General features: G+C 67.2%; 25 protein-coding genes and 1 pseudogene. 10 read left to right on the forward strand and 16 right to left on the reverse strand.

All coding sequences use genetic code 11. The features are described from left to right. The first annotated feature begins 21 nt into the window (after positions 1-21). Complete coding sequence (locus tag SM753_RS09280) at positions 22-1,209, forward strand: acyl-CoA dehydrogenase family protein (protein WP_323191379.1); 1,188 nt, start codon at positions 22-24, stop codon at positions 1,207-1,209. 151 nt (positions 1,210-1,360) lie between these two features. Then, positions 1,361-2,533: an MFS transporter gene (locus SM753_RS09285; protein ID WP_135536765.1), complete on the forward strand. Its 1,173-nt coding sequence runs from the start codon at positions 1,361-1,363 to the stop codon at positions 2,531-2,533. Between the two features lie 144 nt (positions 2,534-2,677). Here the strand turns inward: SM753_RS09285 and SM753_RS09290 are convergent, their stop codons facing one another. The 9 genes from SM753_RS09290 to SM753_RS09330 form a co-directional block, all read right to left on the reverse strand. Next, a complete protein-coding gene (locus tag SM753_RS09290; protein WP_323191380.1) occupies positions 2,678-3,427 on the reverse strand; it encodes a 3-oxoacyl-ACP reductase FabG in 750 nt (249 codons plus the stop codon). Continuing rightward, the gene (locus SM753_RS09295) at positions 3,424-4,371 is read right to left on the reverse strand and encodes an ACP S-malonyltransferase (RefSeq protein ID WP_323191381.1); all 948 of its coding nucleotides are present in this window, start codon (positions 4,369-4,371) and stop codon (positions 3,424-3,426) included. The genes SM753_RS09290 and SM753_RS09295 overlap by 4 nt, the downstream gene beginning before the upstream one ends. A 27-nt stretch (positions 4,372-4,398) precedes the next feature. After that, positions 4,399-4,857 (reverse strand): 4'-phosphopantetheinyl transferase superfamily protein, encoded by a 459-nt coding sequence (locus SM753_RS09300; protein WP_323191382.1) that lies wholly within the window; start codon positions 4,855-4,857, stop codon positions 4,399-4,401. 2 nt (positions 4,858-4,859) lie between these two features. Further along, positions 4,860-6,065 (reverse strand): beta-ketoacyl-[acyl-carrier-protein] synthase family protein, encoded by a 1,206-nt coding sequence (locus SM753_RS09305; RefSeq protein ID WP_323191383.1) that lies wholly within the window; start codon positions 6,063-6,065, stop codon positions 4,860-4,862. A gap of 19 nt (positions 6,066-6,084) precedes the next feature. Beyond that, positions 6,085-6,330 carry a phosphopantetheine-binding protein gene (locus tag SM753_RS09310; protein ID WP_323191384.1) on the reverse strand — a complete coding sequence of 82 codons (246 nt, stop codon included), beginning with the start codon at positions 6,328-6,330 and terminating at the stop codon, positions 6,085-6,087. 70 nt (positions 6,331-6,400) lie between these two features. Then, positions 6,401-7,372, reverse strand: a complete 972-nt coding sequence (locus tag SM753_RS09315) for a zinc-binding alcohol dehydrogenase family protein (protein WP_369335346.1) — start codon at positions 7,370-7,372, stop codon at positions 6,401-6,403. Between the two features lie 2 nt (positions 7,373-7,374). Continuing rightward, positions 7,375-8,223: a ribonucleoside-diphosphate reductase gene (locus SM753_RS09320; RefSeq protein ID WP_323191386.1), complete on the reverse strand. Its 849-nt coding sequence runs from the start codon at positions 8,221-8,223 to the stop codon at positions 7,375-7,377. A 175-nt stretch (positions 8,224-8,398) separates the two neighbouring features. Beyond that, a complete protein-coding gene (locus SM753_RS09325) occupies positions 8,399-8,764 on the reverse strand; it encodes a DCC1-like thiol-disulfide oxidoreductase family protein (RefSeq protein WP_323191387.1) in 366 nt (121 codons plus the stop codon). Next, positions 8,764-9,231 (reverse strand): cupin domain-containing protein, encoded by a 468-nt coding sequence (locus SM753_RS09330; protein WP_135536763.1) that lies wholly within the window; start codon positions 9,229-9,231, stop codon positions 8,764-8,766. The genes SM753_RS09325 and SM753_RS09330 overlap by 1 nt, the downstream gene beginning before the upstream one ends. Positions 9,232-9,443: 212 nt before the next feature. On the opposite strand from SM753_RS09330, the gene SM753_RS09335 reads away from it, so the two are divergent. Then, positions 9,444-9,767 carry a ferredoxin family protein gene (locus tag SM753_RS09335; RefSeq protein WP_135536762.1) on the forward strand — a complete coding sequence of 108 codons (324 nt, stop codon included), beginning with the start codon at positions 9,444-9,446 and terminating at the stop codon, positions 9,765-9,767. Between the two features lie 93 nt (positions 9,768-9,860). Here the strand turns inward: SM753_RS09335 and SM753_RS09340 are convergent, their stop codons facing one another. Beyond that, the gene (locus SM753_RS09340; protein WP_168192906.1) at positions 9,861-10,025 is read right to left on the reverse strand and encodes a DUF6757 family protein; all 165 of its coding nucleotides are present in this window, start codon (positions 10,023-10,025) and stop codon (positions 9,861-9,863) included. Between the two features lie 37 nt (positions 10,026-10,062). Next, positions 10,063-10,842: a PHP domain-containing protein gene (locus SM753_RS09345; protein WP_135536761.1), complete on the reverse strand. Its 780-nt coding sequence runs from the start codon at positions 10,840-10,842 to the stop codon at positions 10,063-10,065. Positions 10,843-10,983: 141 nt separating this feature from the next. On the opposite strand from SM753_RS09345, the gene SM753_RS09350 reads away from it, so the two are divergent. Further along, entirely contained in the window at positions 10,984-11,271 is a 288-nt protein-coding gene (locus SM753_RS09350) for a DUF2795 domain-containing protein (protein ID WP_135536760.1), read from the forward strand. Between the two features lie 112 nt (positions 11,272-11,383). Here SM753_RS09350 and SM753_RS09355 read toward each other — a convergent pair whose 3' ends face one another. After that, positions 11,384-12,388 carry a DUF5784 family protein gene (locus SM753_RS09355; RefSeq protein ID WP_135536759.1) on the reverse strand — a complete coding sequence of 335 codons (1,005 nt, stop codon included), beginning with the start codon at positions 12,386-12,388 and terminating at the stop codon, positions 11,384-11,386. A gap of 125 nt (positions 12,389-12,513) precedes the next feature. On the opposite strand from SM753_RS09355, the gene SM753_RS09360 reads away from it, so the two are divergent. Then, positions 12,514-12,687 carry a DUF5786 family protein gene (locus SM753_RS09360; RefSeq protein ID WP_237561366.1) on the forward strand — a complete coding sequence of 58 codons (174 nt, stop codon included), beginning with the start codon at positions 12,514-12,516 and terminating at the stop codon, positions 12,685-12,687. Between the two features lie 83 nt (positions 12,688-12,770). On the opposite strand, the pseudogene SM753_RS21370 reads toward SM753_RS09360, so the two are convergent. Beyond that, positions 12,771-12,958 (reverse strand): annotated as a pseudogene (locus tag SM753_RS21370) (YkgJ family cysteine cluster protein); the annotation flags it as partial. 152 nt (positions 12,959-13,110) lie between these two features. Here SM753_RS21370 and SM753_RS09365 point away from each other — a divergent pair. Beyond that, on the forward strand, positions 13,111-13,326 hold the full coding sequence (locus SM753_RS09365) for a hypothetical protein (protein ID WP_135536758.1): 216 nt from the start codon (positions 13,111-13,113) through the stop codon (positions 13,324-13,326). A gap of 31 nt (positions 13,327-13,357) precedes the next feature. Then, positions 13,358-15,187, forward strand: coding sequence for an ATP-dependent DNA helicase (locus tag SM753_RS09370; protein ID WP_323191388.1), 1,830 nt, complete (start codon positions 13,358-13,360; stop codon positions 15,185-15,187). 89 nt (positions 15,188-15,276) lie between these two features. On the opposite strand, the gene SM753_RS09375 is transcribed toward SM753_RS09370, so the two are convergent. The 3 genes from SM753_RS09375 to SM753_RS09385 all read right to left on the reverse strand — a co-directional run bounded on the left by SM753_RS09375 (position 15,277) and on the right by SM753_RS09385 (position 17,662). Further along, positions 15,277-15,474, reverse strand: coding sequence for a hypothetical protein (locus SM753_RS09375; protein WP_323191389.1), 198 nt, complete (start codon positions 15,472-15,474; stop codon positions 15,277-15,279). A gap of 75 nt (positions 15,475-15,549) precedes the next feature. After that, positions 15,550-16,548, reverse strand: a complete 999-nt coding sequence (locus tag SM753_RS09380; protein ID WP_323191390.1) for a class I SAM-dependent methyltransferase family protein — start codon at positions 16,546-16,548, stop codon at positions 15,550-15,552. Next, a complete protein-coding gene (locus SM753_RS09385; protein ID WP_323191391.1) occupies positions 16,541-17,662 on the reverse strand; it encodes a 60S ribosomal export protein NMD3 in 1,122 nt (373 codons plus the stop codon). The genes SM753_RS09380 and SM753_RS09385 overlap by 8 nt, the downstream gene beginning before the upstream one ends. Positions 17,663-17,858: 196 nt before the next feature. Between SM753_RS09385 and htpX the strand changes: the two genes are divergently transcribed. The 3 genes from htpX (at position 17,859) to glmM (ending at position 20,972) form a co-directional block, all read left to right on the forward strand. Beyond that, a complete protein-coding gene (htpX, locus tag SM753_RS09390) occupies positions 17,859-18,740 on the forward strand; it encodes a zinc metalloprotease HtpX (RefSeq protein WP_135536754.1) in 882 nt (293 codons plus the stop codon). Between the two features lie 87 nt (positions 18,741-18,827). Further along, positions 18,828-19,481 carry a hypothetical protein gene (locus SM753_RS09395; RefSeq protein WP_138796460.1) on the forward strand — a complete coding sequence of 218 codons (654 nt, stop codon included), beginning with the start codon at positions 18,828-18,830 and terminating at the stop codon, positions 19,479-19,481. Between the two features lie 114 nt (positions 19,482-19,595). Beyond that, on the forward strand, positions 19,596-20,972 hold the full coding sequence (gene glmM, locus SM753_RS09400; protein WP_323191392.1) for a phosphoglucosamine mutase: 1,377 nt from the start codon (positions 19,596-19,598) through the stop codon (positions 20,970-20,972). Positions 20,973-20,988: the final 16 nt, after the last annotated feature.

Consider the following 20,988-nt stretch of genomic DNA (forward strand, 5'->3'; position numbering starts at 1 on the left):
AACCGGCCGAGAGGGTAACGCATGCTTGACTACGTAGGACTGGAGGCGGACCTCGGCGAGGAAGAGCGCATGATCCGGGACACGGCCCGGGAGTTCGTGGAGGACCGCGTCGATCCCACCATCGGCGACCACTTCGAGGACGGGACCTTCCCCGAAGAGCTGATCCCGGAGATGGGCGAACTGGGCTTTTACGCTCCGAACCTGGAAGGGTACGGCTCACCGAACGTCAGCGAGACGGCGTACGGGCTCCTCATGCAGGAACTGGAAGCGGGCGACTCCGGCATCCGTTCGATGGCGAGCGTTCAGGGCGCGCTCGTGATGTACCCCATCCACGCCTTCGGGAGCGAGGAGCAGAAAGACCGCTGGCTCCCCGACCTGGGCCGCGGTGAGGCAGTCGGCTGTTTCGGGCTGACGGAACCGGAACACGGGTCGAACCCGTCCGGGATGGAGACCCGCGCCGAGCGCGTCGACGACAGCGCCGGCGGCGGCACCGCGGGCGAGTACGTCCTGAACGGCTCGAAGACGTGGATCACCAACTCTCCCATCGCCGACGTGGCCGTCGTCTGGGCGCGGGACAAATCGGCCGAGGACGACCCCGTCCGCGGGTTTCTCGTAGAGACCGACCGCGACGGCGTCACGACGAACAAGATCGACGACAAGCTGTCGATGCGAGCCTCCGTCACCGGCGAGATCGGTCTGAACGACGTGGTCGTTCCGGAGGAGAACGTCCTCCCCGGCGTCTCCGGAATGAAGGGGCCGCTGTCGTGTCTCACCCAGGCCCGATACGGGATCGCCTGGGGCGTCGTCGGCGCGGCGCGAGACTGCTTCGAAACCGCTCGCCAGTACGCCACCGACCGCGAGCAGTTCGGCGGTCCCATCGGACGGTTCCAGCTCCAACAGCAGAAACTCGCGGAGATGGCCACTCAGATCACCACCGCGCAACTGCTGGCTCACCGCCTCGCGGACCTCAAGGAGCGCGGTGACCTCCGCCCGCAACACGTCTCGATGGCCAAGCGCAACAACGTCAACATGGCGCGCGAGCAGTCGAAGGTAGCCCGCGAGATGCTCGGCGGCAACGGCATCACGACGGACTACTCTCCCATGCGCCACATGGCGAACATGGAGACGGTGTACACCTACGAGGGCACTCACGACATTCACACGCTGATCCTCGGCGAGGATCTCACCGGGATTCCAGCCTACGAGTAGCGAGCGGCGACGCCGTCTTGAACGAACAGCGGAGCCGTGAGTAACGTGCCAGCGCTTCGGAACCTCGTTCCCGGACTGCCGGAATCGACGCTCTCTTTGGGCGACCGATATGATTTCCACGCGTAACCGATGACGACCGGTTAGTGACTCGATGGAGTGGCGATACAAGGAAACGGTCCTCGTACTGAGCACGCTGGCGTTTTTCGCGACGATGGCCGCGCGACTGGTTATCAGTCCGGTCATCCCTGCGATCACCGACGAGTTCGGCGTCTCGAACGCCGTCGTCGGCGTCGCGATGACGGGGCTCTGGATGGCGTACTTCGCGTCGCAGTTCCCGAGCGGCGTGCTCGCCGACCGGTTCGGCGAGCGGTCAGTTATTCTCGTGGCGGTGAGCGGGACAGCGGTGACGAGTCTGCTCATCGCGGTTGCGCCGCTGTTCGCCGTGTTCGTCGTCGCGACGGTACTGCTCGGCGCGGTCGCGGGCCTGCACTACAGCGTCGCGGCGACGCTTTTGGCTCGGACGTACGACGACATCGGAATCGCGATCGGGTTTCACAACTCCGGCGGGCCGGCCGCGGGACTGGTGGCACCGGTGCTCGCCGCGTGGGTTGGCGTCCGATACGGCTGGCGGCCCGCGGTAGCGATCGGAGCGGTCGTCGCCGTTCCAATCTTCGTGCTGTTCGCCTGGCGCGTCCGGCCGACCGAACCGCGCCGGCCGGACGAACCGATGCGAAACCGGTTCGAACTCGAACCGGTCGTCGAACTGATCTCGCGGCCCAAGATCGCCTTTACCGTCTGTCTCGCGATCGCCGGGGCGTTCGTCTGGCAAGCGACGTCCTCGTTCCTGCCGACGTTTCTCGTCGAGTACCGCGGGCAGTCGACGACGACGGCGGGTGCCGTCTTCTCGGCGTACTTCGTCGTACAGGCGGTCACGCAGGTCGGCGTCGGGGCCGCGTCGGACCGCTACGGCCGCGAGATAGCGACCGCCGGCTGCATGGCGCTCGCCGCGGCCGGCTTCGCGGTACTCATCGCTGTCCCCGGGTTCGTCGCCGTGGCGGCGGCGGTGATCCTCGTCGGGACCGGACTCGGCTGGGGCGGCGCACTCCTCCCGCGGTTCATGGACGAACTCTCCGAGAGCGAGCAGGGTGCCGGGTTCGGCCTCGTTCGGACCGTCTACGGCGTCGTCGGATCGCTCGGATCAGTTGCGACCGGGTTTTTCGCCGACGCCTTCGGATGGGCAGTCTCGTTCAGCGTGCTAACCGCACTGCTGGCGCTCGTGGTCGTCGCACTCGCCGTCAACTGGGCGCTCGGACTTGGGTACTAACGCTCGAACGAGCGCGCCGAACAACCCGCCAGTTCCGGGGCGGGTACGAGTCGGCGGAGTGGATGCGCGAATTCGTCTTCGCAACGCTCGACGAGTTAGAACACGGGGGATGAGAAGCGACGCGCGGCCGACGATAGCCCGCCCTCACAGCGCTAACCCGTCGTCGACCCGCACGACCTCGCCGTTGACGTACGACGCGGCGTCGCTGGCCAGGAAAGAGATCACGCCGGCGACTTCTTCAGGCGTGGCGACGCGGCCGCTCGCAGTGTCCGCCTCGACGGCCGACTCGTGGCCCTGCGACCCCTCCAACAGCTCTGTGTCGGTGTAACCGGGCGCGACGGCATTAACGCGGATACCCTTTCCGCCGAGTTCGCGGGCCGCCGTCCGGGTGAGGCCGAGAACGCCCGCCTTGCTCGCGGCGTAGTTGGCCTGCCCGGCCCAGCCGCGCTGGGCCACGACGCTGGCGACGTTGACGATCCGGCCGCCCCGGTCGTCGCTCCGAAGCATCCATCTGGCCGCTTCCCGCGTACAGTTGAACGTCCCCGTGAGGTTGACATCGATGATGCGTTGCCACTGCTCGGGCGTCATTCGAAGCAATAGGCCGTTGTCCATCGTCCCGGCATTGTTGACGAGGATCGACGGGGCTCCGAAGCGCTCGGCGACGGTCTCGAAGGTCGCCGCCACCGCGTCGTAGTCGGCGACGTCGAACCGCTCGACGGCGGTGTCGGCGCGGGAGTCGGCCAGCGCGGTCTCCGTCCGCTCGGCGGCCGCCTCGTCCTCGTGGTACGTGGCGACGACGGTCGCACCTCCCTCGGCCAGTTCCTCCGCAACCGCACGGCCGATACCCCGAGTTCCGCCGGTGACGACCGCCACCTCGCCGTCGAAATCCGTCACGCGAACGCCTCCCGAGCGTCCGCGGGCGTTTCGAGCGAAATACAGTCTGCTTCCGGAGCGACGCGCTCGACGAGGGTCGACAGCACACCGGCCGGCGGGAACTCGACGAACCGCTCGATACCCCGCGTGCGGAGTCGCTCGACGACGCGCACCCAGTCGACCGGCGACGTTATCTGCGCCGTCAGGTCTCGGCGTGCGACGCTCGGATCCGTATAAACCTCGCCTGTCACGTCCGAAACGACGGGTATCCCGGCCTCGCGGAGCGTCACTCCCGTCATCGCCGTTTCGACGCAGTCGACCGCCGACGCCATCACCGGCGAGTGGAACGCCGCCCCGGTGTCGAGTTCGCGAAACCGGGCGGGCGTCCGCTCGTCGAGCGTCTCTCGCACCGCCGCCACTCCCTCGGCGGTGCCGCTAACGACGGTCTGTTTCGGCGCGTTGTACAGGGCGACCCCGACGTCTTCGCGGGCGGAACACGCCTCCGCGACGGCGTCCGGGTCGGCCAGCAGGACCGCCACCATCGTCCCCGGGCCGTCGGCGGCCGCCGCCCGTTCCATGCACTGCCCACGCTGGCGGGTGAGTTCGACCGCGGCTTCGGGGTTCATCGCTCCCGCCGCGGCCAGTGCGGTGAAGTGGCCGAGGCTGTGGCCGGCGACGAGCGCCGGTTCGACGCCGAACCGGCCCGTGACACCCTCGTATACCGCGATTCCGGTCGCCAACAGCAACGGCTGGGTGTTGCTCGGGCGTCGTATCGCATCCGCGGTCCCGTCGAAACACAGGCCCCGAAGGTCGCGGTCCAGCGCGGCGTCGAGTCTGTCGAACGTCTCGCGCACCTCGGGCCAGTCGTCGTGGAAATCCCGACCCATGCCGACGGTCTGGCTCCCCTGTCCGGGGAAGAGAAACGCAGTCCCGTCGAGCGTCGTCGGTGCCTCCTCGGAAACCATGTTGGTGGTGTGAGTCGAAGCAACCGCTTAGTCGTGTCGGCTCGCCGTACTCACAACGGTCACTGACCCGACGGCGTAGCCCGCAGTCAGGTCGTGGCTGAGGCTGACAGCGGTGTCGGCCGCCTCGGGCGAAACGCCTCGCTCGTCGAGCGTCGCGGCGAGGGCGTCGGCCGCGGCGGGTGCTAGCGACAACCGCGGCCCGTCGGCTCGGCGCTCGATTTCGATGGCGGCGGTCGGCACGCTGGGGGAGGGATCGGACAGCGATTTCAGAAACGCCTCCTTGGCCGCCCAGCGGGCGGCGTAGTGCTGTTGCGGGGTCCCCTGACTCTCACAGTAGGCCTGCTCGTCCGGGGTGAACACCCGGTCGCGGAACGAGTCACCGAACTCCGCGAGAAGGTCGGCAATGCGAGCGATAGACACAACGTCGACGCCGTGGCTGACCGCGAGATCGGCGTCGACGGGCGGGTCCGGCACGTTTTCGGGCATAGTCACGGCCGCTCGAATACGAGTGCGCCGTTCGTCCCGCCGAAGCCGGCTGACGTACTCACGGCGAGGTCGACGTCCGCTTCGCGGGGCTCGGTGACGACCGGCACGTCACAGTCCGGGTCGGGCGTCTCGTAGTTCACCGTCGGCGGGAGGGTCCCCTTGGCGATGGTCCGTGCGACGACGGCGGCCTCGATGGCGCCGGCGGCCCCGAGCGAGTGCCCGAGATGACCTTTAACGCTCGTGACCGGCGGGATCTCAGTGTCCGCAAACACCGCTTCGAGAGCGTCGGCTTCACGGGCGTCGCCGACGGGGGTACTCGTCGCGTGGGCGTTGACGTGGTCGACGGCGCTCGGCTCGCTGCCGGCGTCGGACAGCGCCCGCTCGACACAGCGCCGGAGTCCGTCCCCCGATTCGGCCGGCCGCGTGACGTGGTGTGCGTCGGCGGTGCGGCCGGACCCCGTGACGGCGGCGTACGGCGTTGCACTGCGTTCGCGGGCGTGGGCCCGTGACTCCAGCACGACGATACCACATCCTTCGGCGAACACCAGCCCGTCCCGGTCGGCGTCGAACGGGCGACTCGCCGCGCCGGGGTCGTCGGTGCGCGTGCTGAGCGCCCGCATCGCGTCGAAGCTCCCGACGCCAAGCGGCGATACCGCCGCGTCGGTCCCGCCGGCGACGACCACGTCGGCCCGCCCGCAGCGAATGTCGTCGGCCGCGGCGGCGACAGCGTGGGTGCCTGCCGAACACGCCGTCCCCGGCGCGCGGTTTGGCCCCTTCGCGTCGACGTACATACTGACGTGCCCGGCCGCCAGGTTCGTCAGCGCGGTCACGAGAAAGGAGGGCGATGGACGGTCGCCGGTCGCGGCTTCGATCTCCGAAAGCCCGGCCAGGCCCGAGCCGACGCTGGTCCCGGCCCGTTTCGGGTTCCAGTCGGGGCCAGCGGGGTCGAACCCGGCGTCTTCGAGCGCCTCGGCGGCGGCGACGACGGCGAACTGCGCGTACCGGCCCATGGTCCGGTCGTCGATGCGGTCGGACGACTCGACGGCGGCCGAATCCGCTCCGACCTCGCAGGCGATGTCGGCTCTCACGCCGGCCTCGTCGGGGTCGAACCGCGTTATCGGTCCAGCCCCGCTGGTACCGTCGAGCAGTCCCGCCCAAGTGCTGTCGGCGGTTTCGCCGATCGCGGTCACCAGTCCGAGGCCGGTCACGACGACATCTCGGCCCACGTCAGGCGCGCTCGTCGACGTACGTTACGAGATCGCCGACCGTTTCCAGGTCTTCGAGGTCCTCGTCGGGGATGTGGACGCCGATATCGGCTTCGATGGCTTCGGCGATCTCGACCATGTCCAGCGATTCAGCGTCGAGCGCCTCCCCCTCGAATCGCGTCCCATCGTCGAACGCGTCCGAGTCGACGCGCAACCGGTCCGTGACGATGGTTTCGACGCTGCTACTGACGTCCAGAGTGTCGGACATGTGCTGGCCTTTCCTAACTATCGTTAAAACCGTCCCGGTTTCTGTCGATCCGGGTTGCCTGCCACGCCGCTTAGGGTTCGAGGACGACCGTTCCGGCGGTTTCGCGGTTCGCAAGGGCCTCGTGGGCCTGCCGGGCCTCGGAAAGCGGGACCGTTCGGTCGACGACGACCCCGACCCGGCCGGACGCGAGGTGGTCGGTCAGCGCCGGGAGCGCTCCCAGCACGCGCTCGGGAACGTGGTCGAGCGCGTGTACGAGATGGTAGCCAAGGACCGACTGGTTCGCAAAGAACAGTCGCGGCGTCGCCACGGTCGGGACCGACCCGCTTGCCATCCCGAACGAGACGATCCGACCGACCGGCGCGAGCGCCTCGACGCTGGCGGCGAAGGCGTCGCCACCGACTCCGTCGACGACGAGGTCGACGCCGGCACCGTCAGTCCGGGCCAGCACGGCGTCCGCAACGTCCGTCTCCGTGTAGTCGATAGCGTGGTCGGCACCTAGCTCCCTGCTGCGGTCGCGTTTTGCCGCGGTACTCGCTGTTGCGAACACGGTGGCTCCGGCCGCGTCGGCCAACTGGACGGCGAGTGAGCCGACGCCGCCCGCTCCGGCGTGAACTAGCACCCGCTCCCCGGCCGACAGGTCGCCCCACTCGTGGAGGACGTTGTGGGCGGTCAGTCCCTGAACCGGCAGCGCCGTCGCCTCGGCCCAGGGAAGCGACTCGGGTATCCGGAACGTCCGCTCGACCGGTGCCGTCGCCCTCGCCGCGTACCCACCGCTGGACGTGAGGGCGGCGACCCGGTCGCCGGCTTCGAGGTCGCTCCGCGCCGGGGCGGCCGTGACGGTGCCGGCGACCGCAAGACCGGGGACGAACGGCGGCGACGGCCCGTCGTGATAGTTCCCCCGGCGTTGCTCGATGTCCGCGAAGTTGACGCCCGCGGCCGCGACGTCGATGCTGACCTCGTCCGCGTTCGGGGTCGGCGCTGGCCGATCGGTGACAGTCAGAACCGAACTGTCGCCGTATCCGGGGACTTCGACGGCTCGCATCTTCATTCTGCGGCCCTCCGTCCGGCGCCGTCTCCGTCGGGCAGTTGCGTCAGTCGGTCGCGGCGCTGCTGGACGGCAAATGCCGCGAGACCGTCGCTGTCGGGGCCCGGAAGGCGTTCCCAGCCCATCTTCTCGACGACGGCGTCGACTGGTTCGGCGAGTCCCGCGACGGTCTCCTCGACGAACGACCGCTCGACCCTCTTGCTCCGCAGGAGGTCGGCGAGTCGGTCCATCCCGTAGCCGACGTGTCGGCCCTCGTCCTGTCGGATGGCCTCGAACCCTTCGACGAGGGCCGGCAGCGACGGTCCGTCCGTCTCCGGGCCGAAGGTCGCTTCGACGGCGTGGAAGCCGGTCTGGCCGAAGACGCTCTCGACCGTGAGGTGATAGTGACAGAACGCGCTGGCGCGGTTCGCGGGCGTGTCCGCGTCCAGCAGTCGGTTCATCGCCGTCGCCGTCCGGTCGAACACCGTCTCGTAGGGGTCGGTGAACCACCGTCCGTCGGTCGGTTCGGTCGGTTCCAGCCCCCGGGCGTCTTCGGCCGGTCTGATGGCTTCGGTCCAGTAGCGGTCGAAGAACGCGGCGTGCTTGGCCTCCTCGTAGAGGTGGCTGGCGACGAACCGCTGGTCGCTTTCCCTGTTTACGGTCGCGGCCAGCGGGACCAGGTCCTCGGTCACGCTCTCCTCGCCCGCGCCGAACATGGCGACCGTCGCGCGCAACTGCGTAAACGCGGACCGGCTAAGCTCCGTGAGGGTCTCCCTGTCGGCCGTCAGGTCGACCTCGTACGGACTCCAGTGGCGCTCGACCGCGTTCCTGAAGTATCGCTTTGCCGTTGCCCCGTCCTCGGTTGGCATGTCCACCCCGTTGGACCAACCGAGAAATAAGACTGGTCGTTCCAGCCCGCGAGTCGACTCTCTCAGGGTCGGTAGGACCCCGGCGTGGACGACCGCTGTTGCGACCGCCGCGAACGACCGCTGTTGCGACCGCCGCGAACGGCCGCTGGCGCGACCGCTGTGTAGCCCAGTCCGGTCACCGACGGAGCAGTTTTCCCCACAGCGACCGACGGTCGGCCACCCACATGTACAGCGGTTCTCTGACCCGTCCACTGCCCGGTGCGGCTCGGAAGAGCGCGACGGCGAAGCGGTGCGAGAGTCCGAGTTTCGCGGTCGCTATCTCGATGGCCTCGCCGCAGGAGTAGACGGCGTCTTGCGTCAGCAGGTGCGCGCAGTCCTCGTACTCGTCGGGCAGGCGGGCGCGCTGGTCAGGCGTCAGTTCGGCGAATCCGACGAGTTCGAACGTCCCACGGGCGGCGGCGTACTCTGCACACCAGGTGCAGAAGCCGCAGTCGTCGTCGTAGACGAGGCGGGGCGGCGGCGACGCGTCGGAGTCGGCCATCAGTCGAAGCGACCGGTCTCCGCGTCGCACTCCTCGCACAGCGCGACGACGGCGTCGCGGTCGTCAGTCATCTCGATGCGCTGGGGCGTCGGTTCGCCGCAGTCGGCGCAGTCACGGAGGATCTCCGTCTCGCCGGCGTCCTGGGGCGCACCGAGTGCCAGGGCTACGACGCGGTCTTCCCCGCGGTTGACCCCGCGCTGGTACTCGCCCGGTCCGAACCGGACCAGTTCACCGGCCTCGACTTCGATGTCGCCCTCGCTCGTCGTGAACGTCACCGTTCCCTCCTGGACGTAGAACACCTCCTCCTGCTTCTCGTGGGCGTGGAACCCGTATCCGAAGCTATCGTCCGGCGCGAGTTCGTAGTAGTTCAGCGCCAGGTCCGTCGCTCCGAGCGCGTCGGTCAGCGGCCGAACCACGTCCGCCGGTCCCATCCGGGACTCCATGTCGTCGAGAGTCTGTCGCTTCATGTGCGAACCGTCGTGACGAACGAGGAAAAACCCACCACAGTCCGACTGTGACGAGGTATCGGTGTGCGGGGGTTTATTTACTCCCGGCTCACGTCCGTCCGAACACGTTCGGATGCGTGCAGGCGGTTTTATCGTCAGCCGCCTGGATATTGCCGCTCAGTTTTATAAGTCAAAGCGTGGGTTTAAGGCGACGAGCCACCAGTACGTCGTACATGGCTATCGACCCGCAGTTCCACGAAAACCGCGAGAAGGTCGACGAACACGAGGGCCACGACGTGTGGGGCCCGGTCGAGGAACCGGAGAAACTCGGCATTCACGGGACTCACGTCGCCGTGGACTTCGACATCTGTCTCGCGGACGGGGCGTGTCTGGAGGACTGTCCCGTGGACGTGTTCGAGTGGGTCGACACGCCGGACCACCCCGAAAGCGAGATCAAGGCCGACCCCGCGAACGAGGCCCAGTGCATCGACTGCATGCTCTGTGTCGACGTCTGCCCCGTCGACGCTATCGACGTCGACGCCGGGCGCTCAGGGTAGCGACAGTAGTACTAACCGATCCTGAAAAGGTCACTCACTCCGCCCGGTCCACATTCAATCGACGTGAACCGGTACAACGTTCGGATAAAACCCTCACTCCGCCCGGTCCACGTCGACTTTCTCCTGTATCTGCTCTAACGCGTCAGATTCCGACAGCTCTTCGAGGCGGTCACGGAAGTGATCCTCGCAGAGCCCCACCCGGATGCCGTCCGATTCAGCGGCGAAGGCGGCTTCCCGGTCGCAGTAGTGGCACTTCATACGCGAAGTAAGGGCGCGAGTGCGTTTGAACCCTACGCTACGAGAACCGACCCCGGATCGCGTGGAACTCGGACTCGGAAAGACCGGCGACGCCGAGCGTGTCGTCGTGAGCGTCGCTCCCCCCGGTTCCGACGAGGTCGTGTTCCGCGATAGCGCGTTCGACGGGTCGCACGTCGACCGCGTCGCCGTACGGATAGAACCGCTCGACGCCGTCGAGATACTCGGTGAGTGCCAGCGCCTCGTTCGGGTTCGGATACCGTAGCGGATGCGCCAGCGAAACGAGGTCACAGGCGGCAGAGAGCAGGTCACGTCCGCGGTCGAACGGCGTAACGTCTCGTGCGACGAAGCAGTCGCAGTCGCTGCCGATCAGTTCGCTGAACGCGTCCTCGTAGTCGTAGTCCGCGTCCGGGTGTTCGTCGACCGCCCGAGCGATGTGCGGGCGGCCGATCCCTTCGCTGATGTCCACGTCCAGTTCCACGCCGATGCGGTCCTCTATGTTCTCGACGATGGAACGACCTCGCTCGATCCGGTCCCGTTGGAGTCGGTCCAGTTCGTCTTCGAGGGCCGGCGTCGGGGAGACGCCGTAGCCGAGCAGATCGACGCGCTGGTCGCCGGTTTCGACGCGGAGTTCGATTCCCCGGATGAGTGTCACGCCCTCGTGCTGTGTGACGGGCGCGTCCAGGTCCGGGTGGATGCGGTCGTGGTCCGTGATGGCCGCGACGCTGACGCCCGCCTCGCGGGCGGCGGCCGGCACGTCCGACAGCGACATCTCGCCGTCGGAGCGCGTCGTGTGAACGTGAAGATCCGCGTACACCATACGGTCGATATCGTTCCCAGCGACAAATCCCTGCCTATCGCGTGGTGTATAAGGACAAATTATGAAGGAAAGGAGTACCGTCAACTGGAAGGTCGTATATGGACAATGTTTATAATTATCTTTCACCCAGTATGGATTACGATGCTACGCGGCACCACCGATCGACTGCTAGATGAGACGGAGTTTCCGACAACGTCCGAACAGTTCGTCGAGCGCCACGGCGACAAAGAACTCGAACTGCCCAACGGAACGGAGACTATCGCCGAGGTACTCGCCCACGCCGACGCCGAGACGTTCGATACGGCCGAGGACGCCCGTCTTACGGTCTACTCCTCCCTCAGCAGTAAGGCCATCGGGCGCAAGGGCTACAGCGACCGCGACCCCATCACGCCGGGGAGCGAGTACGGTCCAGACCAGATCTCGTTCTGAGACGACCTTTTTCTCGTCGGGTGTCCTCGCGAGCCTCTAGCTCGCTGCGGGCATCCTCCTCGAACGTTTCACCGCGCGAGCGGAGAGCGCACCCGAAGCGAAAAAAGGCCGTTTATACCCACTCGATAGCGCCGCCTAGATCGAGCGGAACCGCTCCCTTGGAGTAGCCTTGGACTCGGCCGTCCGGACGGACGCGATAGACGACCGCGGGACGGTGGCGGACTTCCGGTTGCTCGCCACTGACCGCCTGCCACTCGTCGTCGCGGAAGCTAGAGCAGTCCACGAAGAGGACGGCACCGCCGCCGTGTTGGCTGAGTTGCCCGTTGGTTTTCGTCTCGGCTGTCTCGCGGACGGCGGCGACAGCGGTACTTGCCGCACGCTGGGTCGGCGGCCGGGGTCGCGTCACCTCGACGAGCGGCTGGTGGTCGCCGCGGGCCGCCCGGAAGTCGAGCGAGTGGCCGGTCGTCACCTCTATTTCGGGCGTTATCCGGTAGCCCGCGTCGGTGAGTATCTTGGCGGCGGCGAACTCGGCCATCGCGGAGCTCATACGGACCACGTCGAACTGCTCGCTGGTGCCGAGTTTGCCGGCCATCTCGTCGCGGTAGGGGTCGAGAACGCCGGTCGAGAGGAACGACTCGTAGAATCCGAGCGCCTCGTCGCGGGTCGCGTCGGGAAAGCCGGCGGCGTGGTCGTGGAAGAATCTGCGGGTCGTCTCTCGGCCGTCCTTCGACATGAAGACTGGGAGGAAAAACCACGAGATGTGGGGGTACGGTTCCAGCCACGGGGACCCCTCGTAAAGGTCAGCGAGCAGTTCCCGCTGTGCCCAGCGGGCGACCTGATAGGGGATGTCGTCCCAGTCGTACTTGTCCGTCCGCCAGAGGGCGCTCGGTGTCTCCGTGTTGCCCATCCAGTACGCCGCGTCCTCGTCCCAGATAAACAGGGCGACGTCGCCGTTGTCCATCTCGAACCGGCGGGTCTCCCACTCGCCGGCGGGCTTGAAGCGGGGGTCGACTGACGTCGCTCCGAGGTTCTGGTCGAGGTCGGTAAACAGTTGGTCGTGAACTCGGGACGCGGTCCAGCGTTCTGGAGAGCGCCGAAATCGGAGCGGACGTGCCACGAGAGGTGATACGTGATGCGGCGGTATACCTCTTGTCGTCGGCCGGACGTGTACGCCGCGCAGCGTCTTTCCTGAACGACCGTTACATTGAAATACGACAGTTTCCTATCCTGTAAATGAGTGCCATGTCAATGGGTGCCTATGACGATGACGAACACGAGCGGCGCGAGCAGAAAAACAGCGAGGTAGACGCCGACTTCGACGACGAGCGAACCGTCTACCGCGGATCCGTCGAGTACGAGTCCGGCGAATCGACAGAAGACCTCCTGAACCAGTTCGAGCAGATCAAAGAGCAGTAGCGCCGCTCTCTTCTTCGGCCTTACCCGTTCGTCGGCCATCTGGCCGGCGAAGCACCGTCCGGAGTGACTACCATCCGGGCGCACCGCGGTCGAATGGCGTCGCCCGTATCGGCGTCGAGAAAGGCCCGCACCTCGTCTCGGGTGAGCGCGACTAGGTCGTATGCGTCGTCCAGCGGGTCGTACGGACCGCGGCGCTCGCGGTCGAGGTCACATCGGCGAGCGAGCGCCAGTCCAGACAGCAGCCCGCACAGCCCTCGCAGTTGACCTCCATGTCCCCGGGTTTGAATCCTCGGCGAAAAGCGCACCGGGGGACTCGCTTCGACCCGGAGTGTGGCGTACTGCCGGCAGTGTCCCCTTTGCAGAAACTCGCCACCCCGGCGAAGGGTATCCCTTTAGGTGAGTACGGCCGACAATGTACGTGTCATGACCACGGACCCATGTGACGGGTGCGACCGTCCCGTGAAGATCGCCGGCGGCATCGCTAACCTCTGGTCGTTCGAGGGGGACCAGACCGGCGGCGTCACCCTGGAGTTCGACGCCGACGGGACGGAACATTTCCTCTGTTTCGACTGCATCGAGGACCTCCCGGACGATCCGGCGGCCGCGGACGTCGCGGCGTTGCCCGGACGCGATAGGTAGGTTTAGGACGCCGGACGACCGTCCACCGACAGTGAACCCCGAGCGGATCCACGACGGATTTCCCGCGCCCTCCTACCGCGGCAACCAGCGGCAGGCGCTCGACGACATCCGGACGGCGTTCGCCGACGGAAACGACGTCGTCCTCGTGCGCGCGCCGACCGGAAGCGGCAAGTCCCTCCTGGCGCGGGCTATCGCCGGTTGCGCCCGTCGCGGGGAGGACGCCTCGCCGAGCGACGCTACCGACGCCTACTACACGACGCCGCAGGTGTCGCAACTCGACGACGTGGCGGCCGACCCCCTGCTCGAAGACCTCAACGTTATCCGCGGGAAGGGAAACTACACCTGCATCCTGCCGAACGAGGAGAACACGCCCGTCAACCAGGCCCCCTGCGTCCGAGAGTCGGGGTACGACTGTTCGGTGAAACACCGCTGTCCGTACTTCTCCGACCGCGCCATCGCATCGAACCGCCGCATCGCCGCGATGACGCTCGCGTACTTCATGCAGACCGCTGGCTCCGACGTGTTCCGCAAGCGCGACGTCTGCGTCATCGACGAGGCCCACGGCCTCGCGGAGTGGGCCGAGATGTACGCGACTATCGAACTCGACCCCCGCTCCGTCCCGATCTGGGAGGAGCTTCGAGTCCCCGAAATAGATTCCGTGGAGCGCGCAGTCACATACGCCGACGGCCTCGTCGACATCTGTGAGCGCCACAAGGACGACCTGCTCGCGCAGGGCGAACTGACGGCGGAGGAGGTGCGAACCCGCGACCGCTTACAGGAACTGCTCTCGGAACTCAACTGGTTCGTCGACGACTACCGCGACCCTCAGAGCGCGACCGAGTGGCTCGTCGACCAGAGCGACCCCCCGGACGGTGATGCGAGCGATGGCGAGGGCGGCCCGCTCACGATCAAGCCGATGAACCCCGAGAAGTACCTCAAACACACCGTCTGGGACCGCGGCAACCGCTTCGCGCTCCTCTCGGCGACCATCCTGAACAAGGCCGCGTTCTGCCGTCAGGTCGGTCTCGACCCCGCGAACGTCGCGCTGGTCGACGTCGGCCACACCTTCCCCGTCGAGAACCGACCGCTGTACGACGTGACACAGGGGAAGATGACCTACGCCGAACGCGACGAGACGCTCCCCGACCTCGCCAGGACGCTGGTCCGAATCATGCAGAAACACGACGACGAGAAGGGTATCGTCCACTGCCATTCCTACGCCATTCAGGAACGACTGCGCGACCATCTCGTCGAGTTCGGCGTCGCCGACCGCGTCCGCTCGCACGACCGCGACGGCCGCGACGACGCCCTCGAAACGTGGAAGGCGACGGACGACCCCGACGTGTTCCTCTCCGTGAAGATGGAGGAGGCGCTGGATCTGGAGGGCGACCTGGCCCGCTGGCAGGTGCTTTGCAAAGCCCCGTTTCCCAACACGAACGACTCGCGGGTCGCCCATCGCCTCGAAGACGACCAGTGGGCGTGGTACTACCGAACGGCGCTTCGGACTGTCATCCAGGGCTGCGGCCGCGTCGTCCGCGCGCCCGACGACCACGGCGCGACCTACCTCGCGGACTCGTCGCTGCTCGACCTGTTCGACCGCGCCAAGACGGATATGCCCGACTGGTTCCGCGAACAGGTCGACCGGATCTCGCGGCCGGACCTCCCGGCGTTCGACGCCGACGCGGCGGGCGACGGACGGGCGCGGCGGTCGTCCCGGTCGAGCGCGGGCAACGGCGGAACGGGGAGAAGTTCGGGGTCCGGCGGTCGGACGAACGGCACGAACACGTCGAGCGGTTCCGGCGGATCCAGCGGGCGCTCGGAGAAGAAAAGCCCCATCTCCGACGTGTGGGACGTGGACTGACCCTGTCGCGTCATAGGGGCTGCTGTGAGTTGATTCGGCAGGTCGCCGACCCGGGTCGGCGACTACCGGCATCCAGTTACGACAGTCTCTCAGATGATAGTCGCCGCGTAGGCGATAGACGACCCGAGCATCAGGAACACGAGTACGAGCGAGATGATCTGTTGGCGGTCCATATCCCCAACTCGCGGCCGGACGAACATGAAACTGTACTTTCGGCCGCACCCGTTCGCACGCGCTCGTCGGAGGTGAGACTGCTGTGCTGACGGCCGACAGTATATAGTAGCCACTGAAAGTCATTGTACACCCGATCGCACGACGGCTGTGCGATCGGTGTGTAAACCGTTTCAGTTGTTACTATAGGTCTACTCCACCCGCGCGTCGACCACGACGTGTGCGACGCCCTCGCTGTGGCTCTTGACGCGCCGGCGGTTCAGCACGCGGACGGTCCGGCCGCGCTCTGCGGCCGCGCTCTGTACGTGTCCGACGGGTCGCTCCCACAGCAACTCGTCGGGACAGGCCTCGTGCATGTGGACGACGCCGCCGGGTTCCAGCGCGTCGAGGGCGGCGTCGAGATACTCGTACGCGTCGTAATACCCCATCACGACGCGCTCCGCCGACACGTCGACGTCGCGGCAGTCCGAGCGGTAGAGGCTGACGCGCTCCTGTACGTCGTTGAGAACCGCGTTCTCTGTGAGATATCGGAACGCCGTCGGGTTGATCTCGGTCGCGGTGACCTGTGCCCCCGCCCGGGCCATCGGGAGCGTGAAGTAACCGACGCCGGCGAACATGTCGAAGACGCGTTCGCTCTCACCGACGGTTGCGCCCATCCGCGCGCGCTCGGCCTTGTTTCCGGGACTGAACATCACTTCCGCCAGATCCAGCGCGTAGCGCGTGCCGTGTTCGGTGTGGACGGTCTCGGTATCGCCCGTTCCGGCGACGACGCGGGTTTCGGGTTCGCGCAACTCGCCGGAGACGCCCTCGGTCGCGAGAACGGTGTCGGCCTGTCCGTGCAGTTCAAGCAGCGCCTCGCCGACCTCTCCCTCGCGGGGACAGTCCTCGAACGTCACGAGGACGACGGTGCCGACGACGGCCCACGACCCCGGCGCACGCGCTATCTCCTCGTCCGTCCACCCGCGTTCGCGGAGCAACGTCTCCAGGTCCGGACTCCGCGGTTCGGGGTCGACCTGCCGAACGACCTCCCGCACGGCCGTCTCAGACGGCGGTTCCGTCACGGGCAGGGCAACGGCCGCGTCGCCGTACTCGCGGACTTTCCGCGCGTCGTCGTACACACCTTCGGTGCGAAGCTCCTCGATAGCGATCTCCGCGCGGGATTTCTCGACGACGGCGGCGAGATCACTCATCGTCGGGCGTCGCGGACTCGGGGAGGACGTGCAGGCCAGCACGACTCTTCAATACGGGCACGGTGTCGGCGTCCGGGTCCACGTAGTCGGGGCGGGCGATGGTCTCGGCCCGGTAGGTCTCCGGGTCGAGCACCTGTACGGCGTTCTCGTCCTCGACGGTGACGAGCGTCGTCTCCTCGGCGTCCTCGACGGTGCCGAGCTTCCGGGCCTCGGGCGCGTCGCCGTCCTCGAACGACGCCTCGTACGCCTCGCCCGTCGTGACGCGCGTCCCCTTCAGGTTCCCCTGGACGCTCCGGACGAGGACCGGCCCGTCGTCGTCGGCGGTGTCGATGACGTCGCCGGGCCGGAACGGCGGCAGGCGGACGGCGTAAGTGACGCGGTACACCTCGTTCCCGTCCTCGTCTTCGGTGACGAGCGTCTCGTAATCGCCGACGGTGCCGCCGAACTCCTCGACGGTTTTGCGGGCGATCTTCTGGCCGATCTTGTTGGTCGAGACCTTGAGATTCAGCCCGTCGTCCGTCTCGCTGGCATCCGTGACGAAGGCGTTGCGGTCGCCGGTGTCTTCCATCTCGGCGACGACCTCGTTCGCGATCGCCTCCGCCCGTTCGACCTCTTCCGTCGTCGGCGTCCGGTCGGCGGCCCGTATCTGGACGATGCTCGCGTAGTAGTCGCCGGCGATACGGCCGCACCGGTCGCAGGTCCCCCGAGAGATCTTCACCGGGACGACGATGTCTTCCTCCAGCGGCGTATCGCGGACGATACCGGTGAAATAGCAGTGCATCCGGATCGTGTTCTGGTCGACCTGCTCGGGGTCGACCTGCCAGGACACCTCGGTCGCGTCGACGTGGACGCCCAGCGACTTGCTGACCTCCTCGATGGCGATGTCGGTGTAGTCGCGTGCGTCGACGTCGACCCAGCGGTTGCCGCGGTGAACGGCACCGCACCGCGAACAGACCTGAACCTCGATCCGCTCGGGCGCATCCACGAGGTCGAAATCCTCGAAGTAACACGCGTCACAGAGGTTGGGGTCGCTGCGCGCCTCACCCGGGCGCAACCCCTCTCGCTCCGCGACGGGGTCGCCACAGCGAGGACAGAACGCGCGTGATTCGCTCATTACCCGTGGTACGGCGCTCTCGCTTTTAAACGGCGCGTTCGGTGGTCGTCCGGCATTTCGGTTCCTCGCATCGCTGTAACGCGACGCTTTATACTGTCGGCTGTACCTTCGTAAAGATAACCGGACCGAGAGGGTCCGATATTCTTCAAGGGATTACAGCCGACAGTATTAGGCGTCAGGTCCCGTACGAAGACCCATGCAGTGGAAAACGGACTGGGGGCTTCGCCTGCGGATGTTCGTGACGATGTTCCTGCTGTTCGCGCTGTACATCGTCTTCGCCGCGGTGATCGTCCAGTACATCGGCGGCGGCATCCTGATGATGGGACTGATCTTCGGCGGGTTCTCGCTCGTACAGTACTTCTTCAGCGACACGTTGACGCTGTGGAGCATGGGCGCAAAGGAGGTGTCGGAGGAGGAGTATCCCGAACTTCACGCCGCGATGTCCCGGCTCTCGCAGCAGGCCGACCTCCCCAAGCCGAAGGTCGCGGTGGCGGACGACAAGGTTCCGAACGCCTTCGCCACCGGTCGGTCTCAACGCAATGCGGCCGTCTGCGTGACGACCGGCCTCATGCGGACGCTGAACCAAGACGAACTAGAAGGCGTTCTCGCCCACGAACTCGCCCACGTCAAGAACCGCGACATGATGGTGATGACGCTCGCCTCCTTCCTCTCGACGGTCGCGTTCGTCGTCGTCCGCTGGGGCGCGTTCTTCGGCGGCGGCCGTCGCCGCGACGGGGGCGGTGGCGGCATCATCGTCGCCATCGGCGTCTCGTTGCTGGTGTGGATAATCAGCTACGTTCTCATCCGTGCGCTGTCGCGCTACCGCGAGTACGCCGCGGACCGCGGCGGTGCGAGCATCACGGGCCGGCCGTCGGCGCTCGCGAACGCCCTGCTGAAGATATCGGGCGAGATGGACAACATCCCGAAACAGGACATGCGCGACGAGGCGGAGATGAACGCCTTCTTCATCATCCCGATCTCGAAAGGCATGATCTCCCGCCTGTTCAGCACACACCCGCCGACGGAGAAACGCGTCGAGCGCCTGCGCGACCTCGAACGGGAGATGGAAGGGTACTGACGGCTCTCCGCCGTCCGGATGCGAGTAGCGGGTGCAATCGCACTCCCAACCGTCAGTATAAGGCCCGAGCGGTCCGACGGTTGAACCATGGGACTGCTCGACGGGTTGCGCGAACTGCTCGGCACCCGCGCGGAGTCAGACGCGACGCGGGACGCTGACCCCGAGGACCTGTTCGGCATGAGCACCGCCTACCTGACCATGCAGGCGGAACTGGGCTACGACACCGTCGACGAGGCTGCCCTGTGTTTCGCCGGCGTCGACAGCACGGACTTCGCCGATACGGTCGACGAGGTCGTCGCCATCCTCGAACGCGGGCAGGAGGAAACCGGCACCGAGGCGGAACTCCACGAGGACGGCCACGGCTACCGCTGGGTCGTCCTGCGCGACGAGGACGACTACGAGGACCTGGTGACCAGCATGCATTTCGCCGCGGACACGTTCATCGAACGCGACTACGGGTCGCGCCTGCTCGCGGCCGTCTTCGGGTTCGAGAAGAGCGATGGCTCTGCGAGCCATCGAGGGGGAGGCGGTGGAACCGCCGACCGCGACCCGGCCTACTGGATCTACTCCTTCCGCCGCGGCGCGTACTACCCGTTCGCCCCGCGTCCGGGCAACGAACGCGACTCCAGCGTCGAGTTCAAACTGGAGAGCGTGCTCGACGGCGAACTCGGTGTGGAGAGCGACAAGGAGTACTGGTATCCGCTCTGGCCGAGCGAAACGGGCGAACACCCCTGGGAGTAGCCGGCGAACGCCGTTGAGAACTGACCGTCTGCAGAACAGGGCCAACTCGCGCCGGAACTGTTCGTGCTTTCGGATCCCGCATCGCTTTTCCCACCCGCCATTGTCCTCACTGGTATGTTCGGAACGAGCGGTATCCGCGGGAAAGTCGGAGAGGACGTGACGGCGGACCTCGCGCTCTCCGTCGGTCGGGCGCTCGCCGTCGAGGCCGACTGCGTCGTCGTCGGCCGGGACCCCCGAGAGAGCGGCGCGTTCCTCGCCGACGCACTGACCGCCGGGCTCCGGGAGTGCGGCACCGACGTCGTCGACCTGGGGCGGGCGGCGACCCCCACGGTCGGCCGCGCGGTCGCATGGCAGGATGCGGACGCCGGCGTCGCCGTGACTGCGTCGCACAACCCCGCGCCGGACAACGGGATCAAGCTCTGGTCTCCGAGCGGGCAGGCGTTCGACGAGAGCCGGCGCGAGACGATGAAAGAGCGGATCCTGGCGGACGACCACGACCTGCGCGAGTGGGACGCCTTGGGGACCCAGCGCCGGTGGGACGGCGCGTTCGACCGCCACGTCGAGGCGCTCGCGGCGTCGGTGACCGTCGACGACCCGCCGAGCGTCGCCGTGGACGTGGGCAACGGGATGGGCGGCGTCACCGTCGCGGCGCTGTCCCGACTCGGCTGCGACGTGGAGACGCTGAACGCGCAGGAGGACGGGTCGTTCCCGGGTCGACCGAGCGAACCCACTGCCGAGAACTGCGCGTCGCTTCGCGCCCTGGTCGAGCGGACAGACGCCGACCTGGGCATCGCGCACGACGGGGACGCAGACAGGATGAAAGCCGTCACGTCCGACGGCGAGTTCGTCTCGGGCGACGTGTTGCTGGCGCTGTTCGGCCGCGAGGCCGCGGGCGAGGGCGACCGCGTCGCCGCGCCGCTAAACACCAGCCTCGCGGTCGACGACGCCCTCGCCGAGGTCGGCGCGTCGCTCACCCGGACGCGAGTCGGCGACGTGTTCGTCGCGGAAGCGGCGACCGCGCCGGACGTGGCGTTCGGCGGCGAGGAGAGCGGGGCGTGGATCTGGCCCGAGGAGACGCTCTGTCCGGACGGCCCGCTCGCGGCCTGCAAACTCGTCGAACTCACGAGCGAAACCGGATCGCTCGCCGCGCTCGTAGACGATATCGACACCTACCCCATCCGCCGCGACAGCATCGAAACCGGCGAGAAGGTCGCCGCCATGGACCGCGTCCGCGAGGCTGTTCTCGGGGAGTACGAGGAGATCCAGACGGTCGACGGCGTTCGCGTGGACCTCGGCGACGGCTGGTTCCTCGTCCGCGCCAGCGGGACGCAACCGCTCGTGCGGATCACCGCCGAGGCGCGCGATCCCGACCGCGCCGACGCCGTCTTCGAGGAGGCGTCGGCTCTGGTCGCGGACAGCGTCGCCGGGGACGACCGGGAGACTGCCGTCTCGTCAGAACCGGACGGTTCCGAGACGACGGAGACGCACTGACCGAACGGACCGCGTG

Source organism: Halostella sp. PRR32 (assembly GCF_034808085.1).
GTDB lineage: Archaea > Halobacteriota > Halobacteria > Halobacteriales > Natronoarchaeaceae > Halostella > Halostella pelagica.

What these genes read in the sequence shown, in the direction of transcription:
- SM753_RS09280 (WP_323191379.1), top strand. Translation starts at nt 22, where the DNA reads ATGCTTGACTACGTAGGACTGGAGGCGGACCTCGGCGAGGAAGAGCGC.
- SM753_RS09285 (WP_135536765.1), top strand. Translation starts at nt 1,361, where the DNA reads ATGGAGTGGCGATACAAGGAAACGGTCCTCGTACTGAGCACGCTGGCG.
- SM753_RS09295 (WP_323191381.1), bottom strand. Translation starts at nt 4,371, where the DNA reads ATGGTTTCCGAGGAGGCACCGACGACGCTCGACGGGACTGCGTTTCTC.
- SM753_RS09300 (WP_323191382.1), bottom strand. Translation starts at nt 4,857, where the DNA reads ATGCCCGAAAACGTGCCGGACCCGCCCGTCGACGCCGATCTCGCGGTC.
- SM753_RS09310 (WP_323191384.1), bottom strand. Translation starts at nt 6,330, where the DNA reads ATGTCCGACACTCTGGACGTCAGTAGCAGCGTCGAAACCATCGTCACG.
- SM753_RS09315 (WP_369335346.1), bottom strand. Translation starts at nt 7,372, where the DNA reads ATGCGAGCCGTCGAAGTCCCCGGATACGGCGACAGTTCGGTTCTGACT.
- SM753_RS09320 (WP_323191386.1), bottom strand. Translation starts at nt 8,223, where the DNA reads ATGCCAACCGAGGACGGGGCAACGGCAAAGCGATACTTCAGGAACGCG.
- SM753_RS09325 (WP_323191387.1), bottom strand. Translation starts at nt 8,764, where the DNA reads ATGGCCGACTCCGACGCGTCGCCGCCGCCCCGCCTCGTCTACGACGAC.
- SM753_RS09330 (WP_135536763.1), bottom strand. Translation starts at nt 9,231, where the DNA reads ATGAAGCGACAGACTCTCGACGACATGGAGTCCCGGATGGGACCGGCG.
- SM753_RS09335 (WP_135536762.1), top strand. Translation starts at nt 9,444, where the DNA reads ATGGCTATCGACCCGCAGTTCCACGAAAACCGCGAGAAGGTCGACGAA.
- SM753_RS09340 (WP_168192906.1), bottom strand. Translation starts at nt 10,025, where the DNA reads ATGAAGTGCCACTACTGCGACCGGGAAGCCGCCTTCGCCGCTGAATCG.
- SM753_RS09345 (WP_135536761.1), bottom strand. Translation starts at nt 10,842, where the DNA reads ATGGTGTACGCGGATCTTCACGTTCACACGACGCGCTCCGACGGCGAG.
- SM753_RS09350 (WP_135536760.1), top strand. Translation starts at nt 10,984, where the DNA reads ATGCTACGCGGCACCACCGATCGACTGCTAGATGAGACGGAGTTTCCG.
- SM753_RS09360 (WP_237561366.1), top strand. Translation starts at nt 12,514, where the DNA reads ATGTCAATGGGTGCCTATGACGATGACGAACACGAGCGGCGCGAGCAG.
- SM753_RS09365 (WP_135536758.1), top strand. Translation starts at nt 13,111, where the DNA reads ATGACCACGGACCCATGTGACGGGTGCGACCGTCCCGTGAAGATCGCC.
- SM753_RS09380 (WP_323191390.1), bottom strand. Translation starts at nt 16,548, where the DNA reads ATGAGTGATCTCGCCGCCGTCGTCGAGAAATCCCGCGCGGAGATCGCT.
- SM753_RS09385 (WP_323191391.1), bottom strand. Translation starts at nt 17,662, where the DNA reads ATGAGCGAATCACGCGCGTTCTGTCCTCGCTGTGGCGACCCCGTCGCG.
- htpX (WP_135536754.1), top strand. Translation starts at nt 17,859, where the DNA reads ATGCAGTGGAAAACGGACTGGGGGCTTCGCCTGCGGATGTTCGTGACG.
- SM753_RS09395 (WP_138796460.1), top strand. Translation starts at nt 18,828, where the DNA reads ATGGGACTGCTCGACGGGTTGCGCGAACTGCTCGGCACCCGCGCGGAG.
- glmM (WP_323191392.1), top strand. Translation starts at nt 19,596, where the DNA reads ATGTTCGGAACGAGCGGTATCCGCGGGAAAGTCGGAGAGGACGTGACG.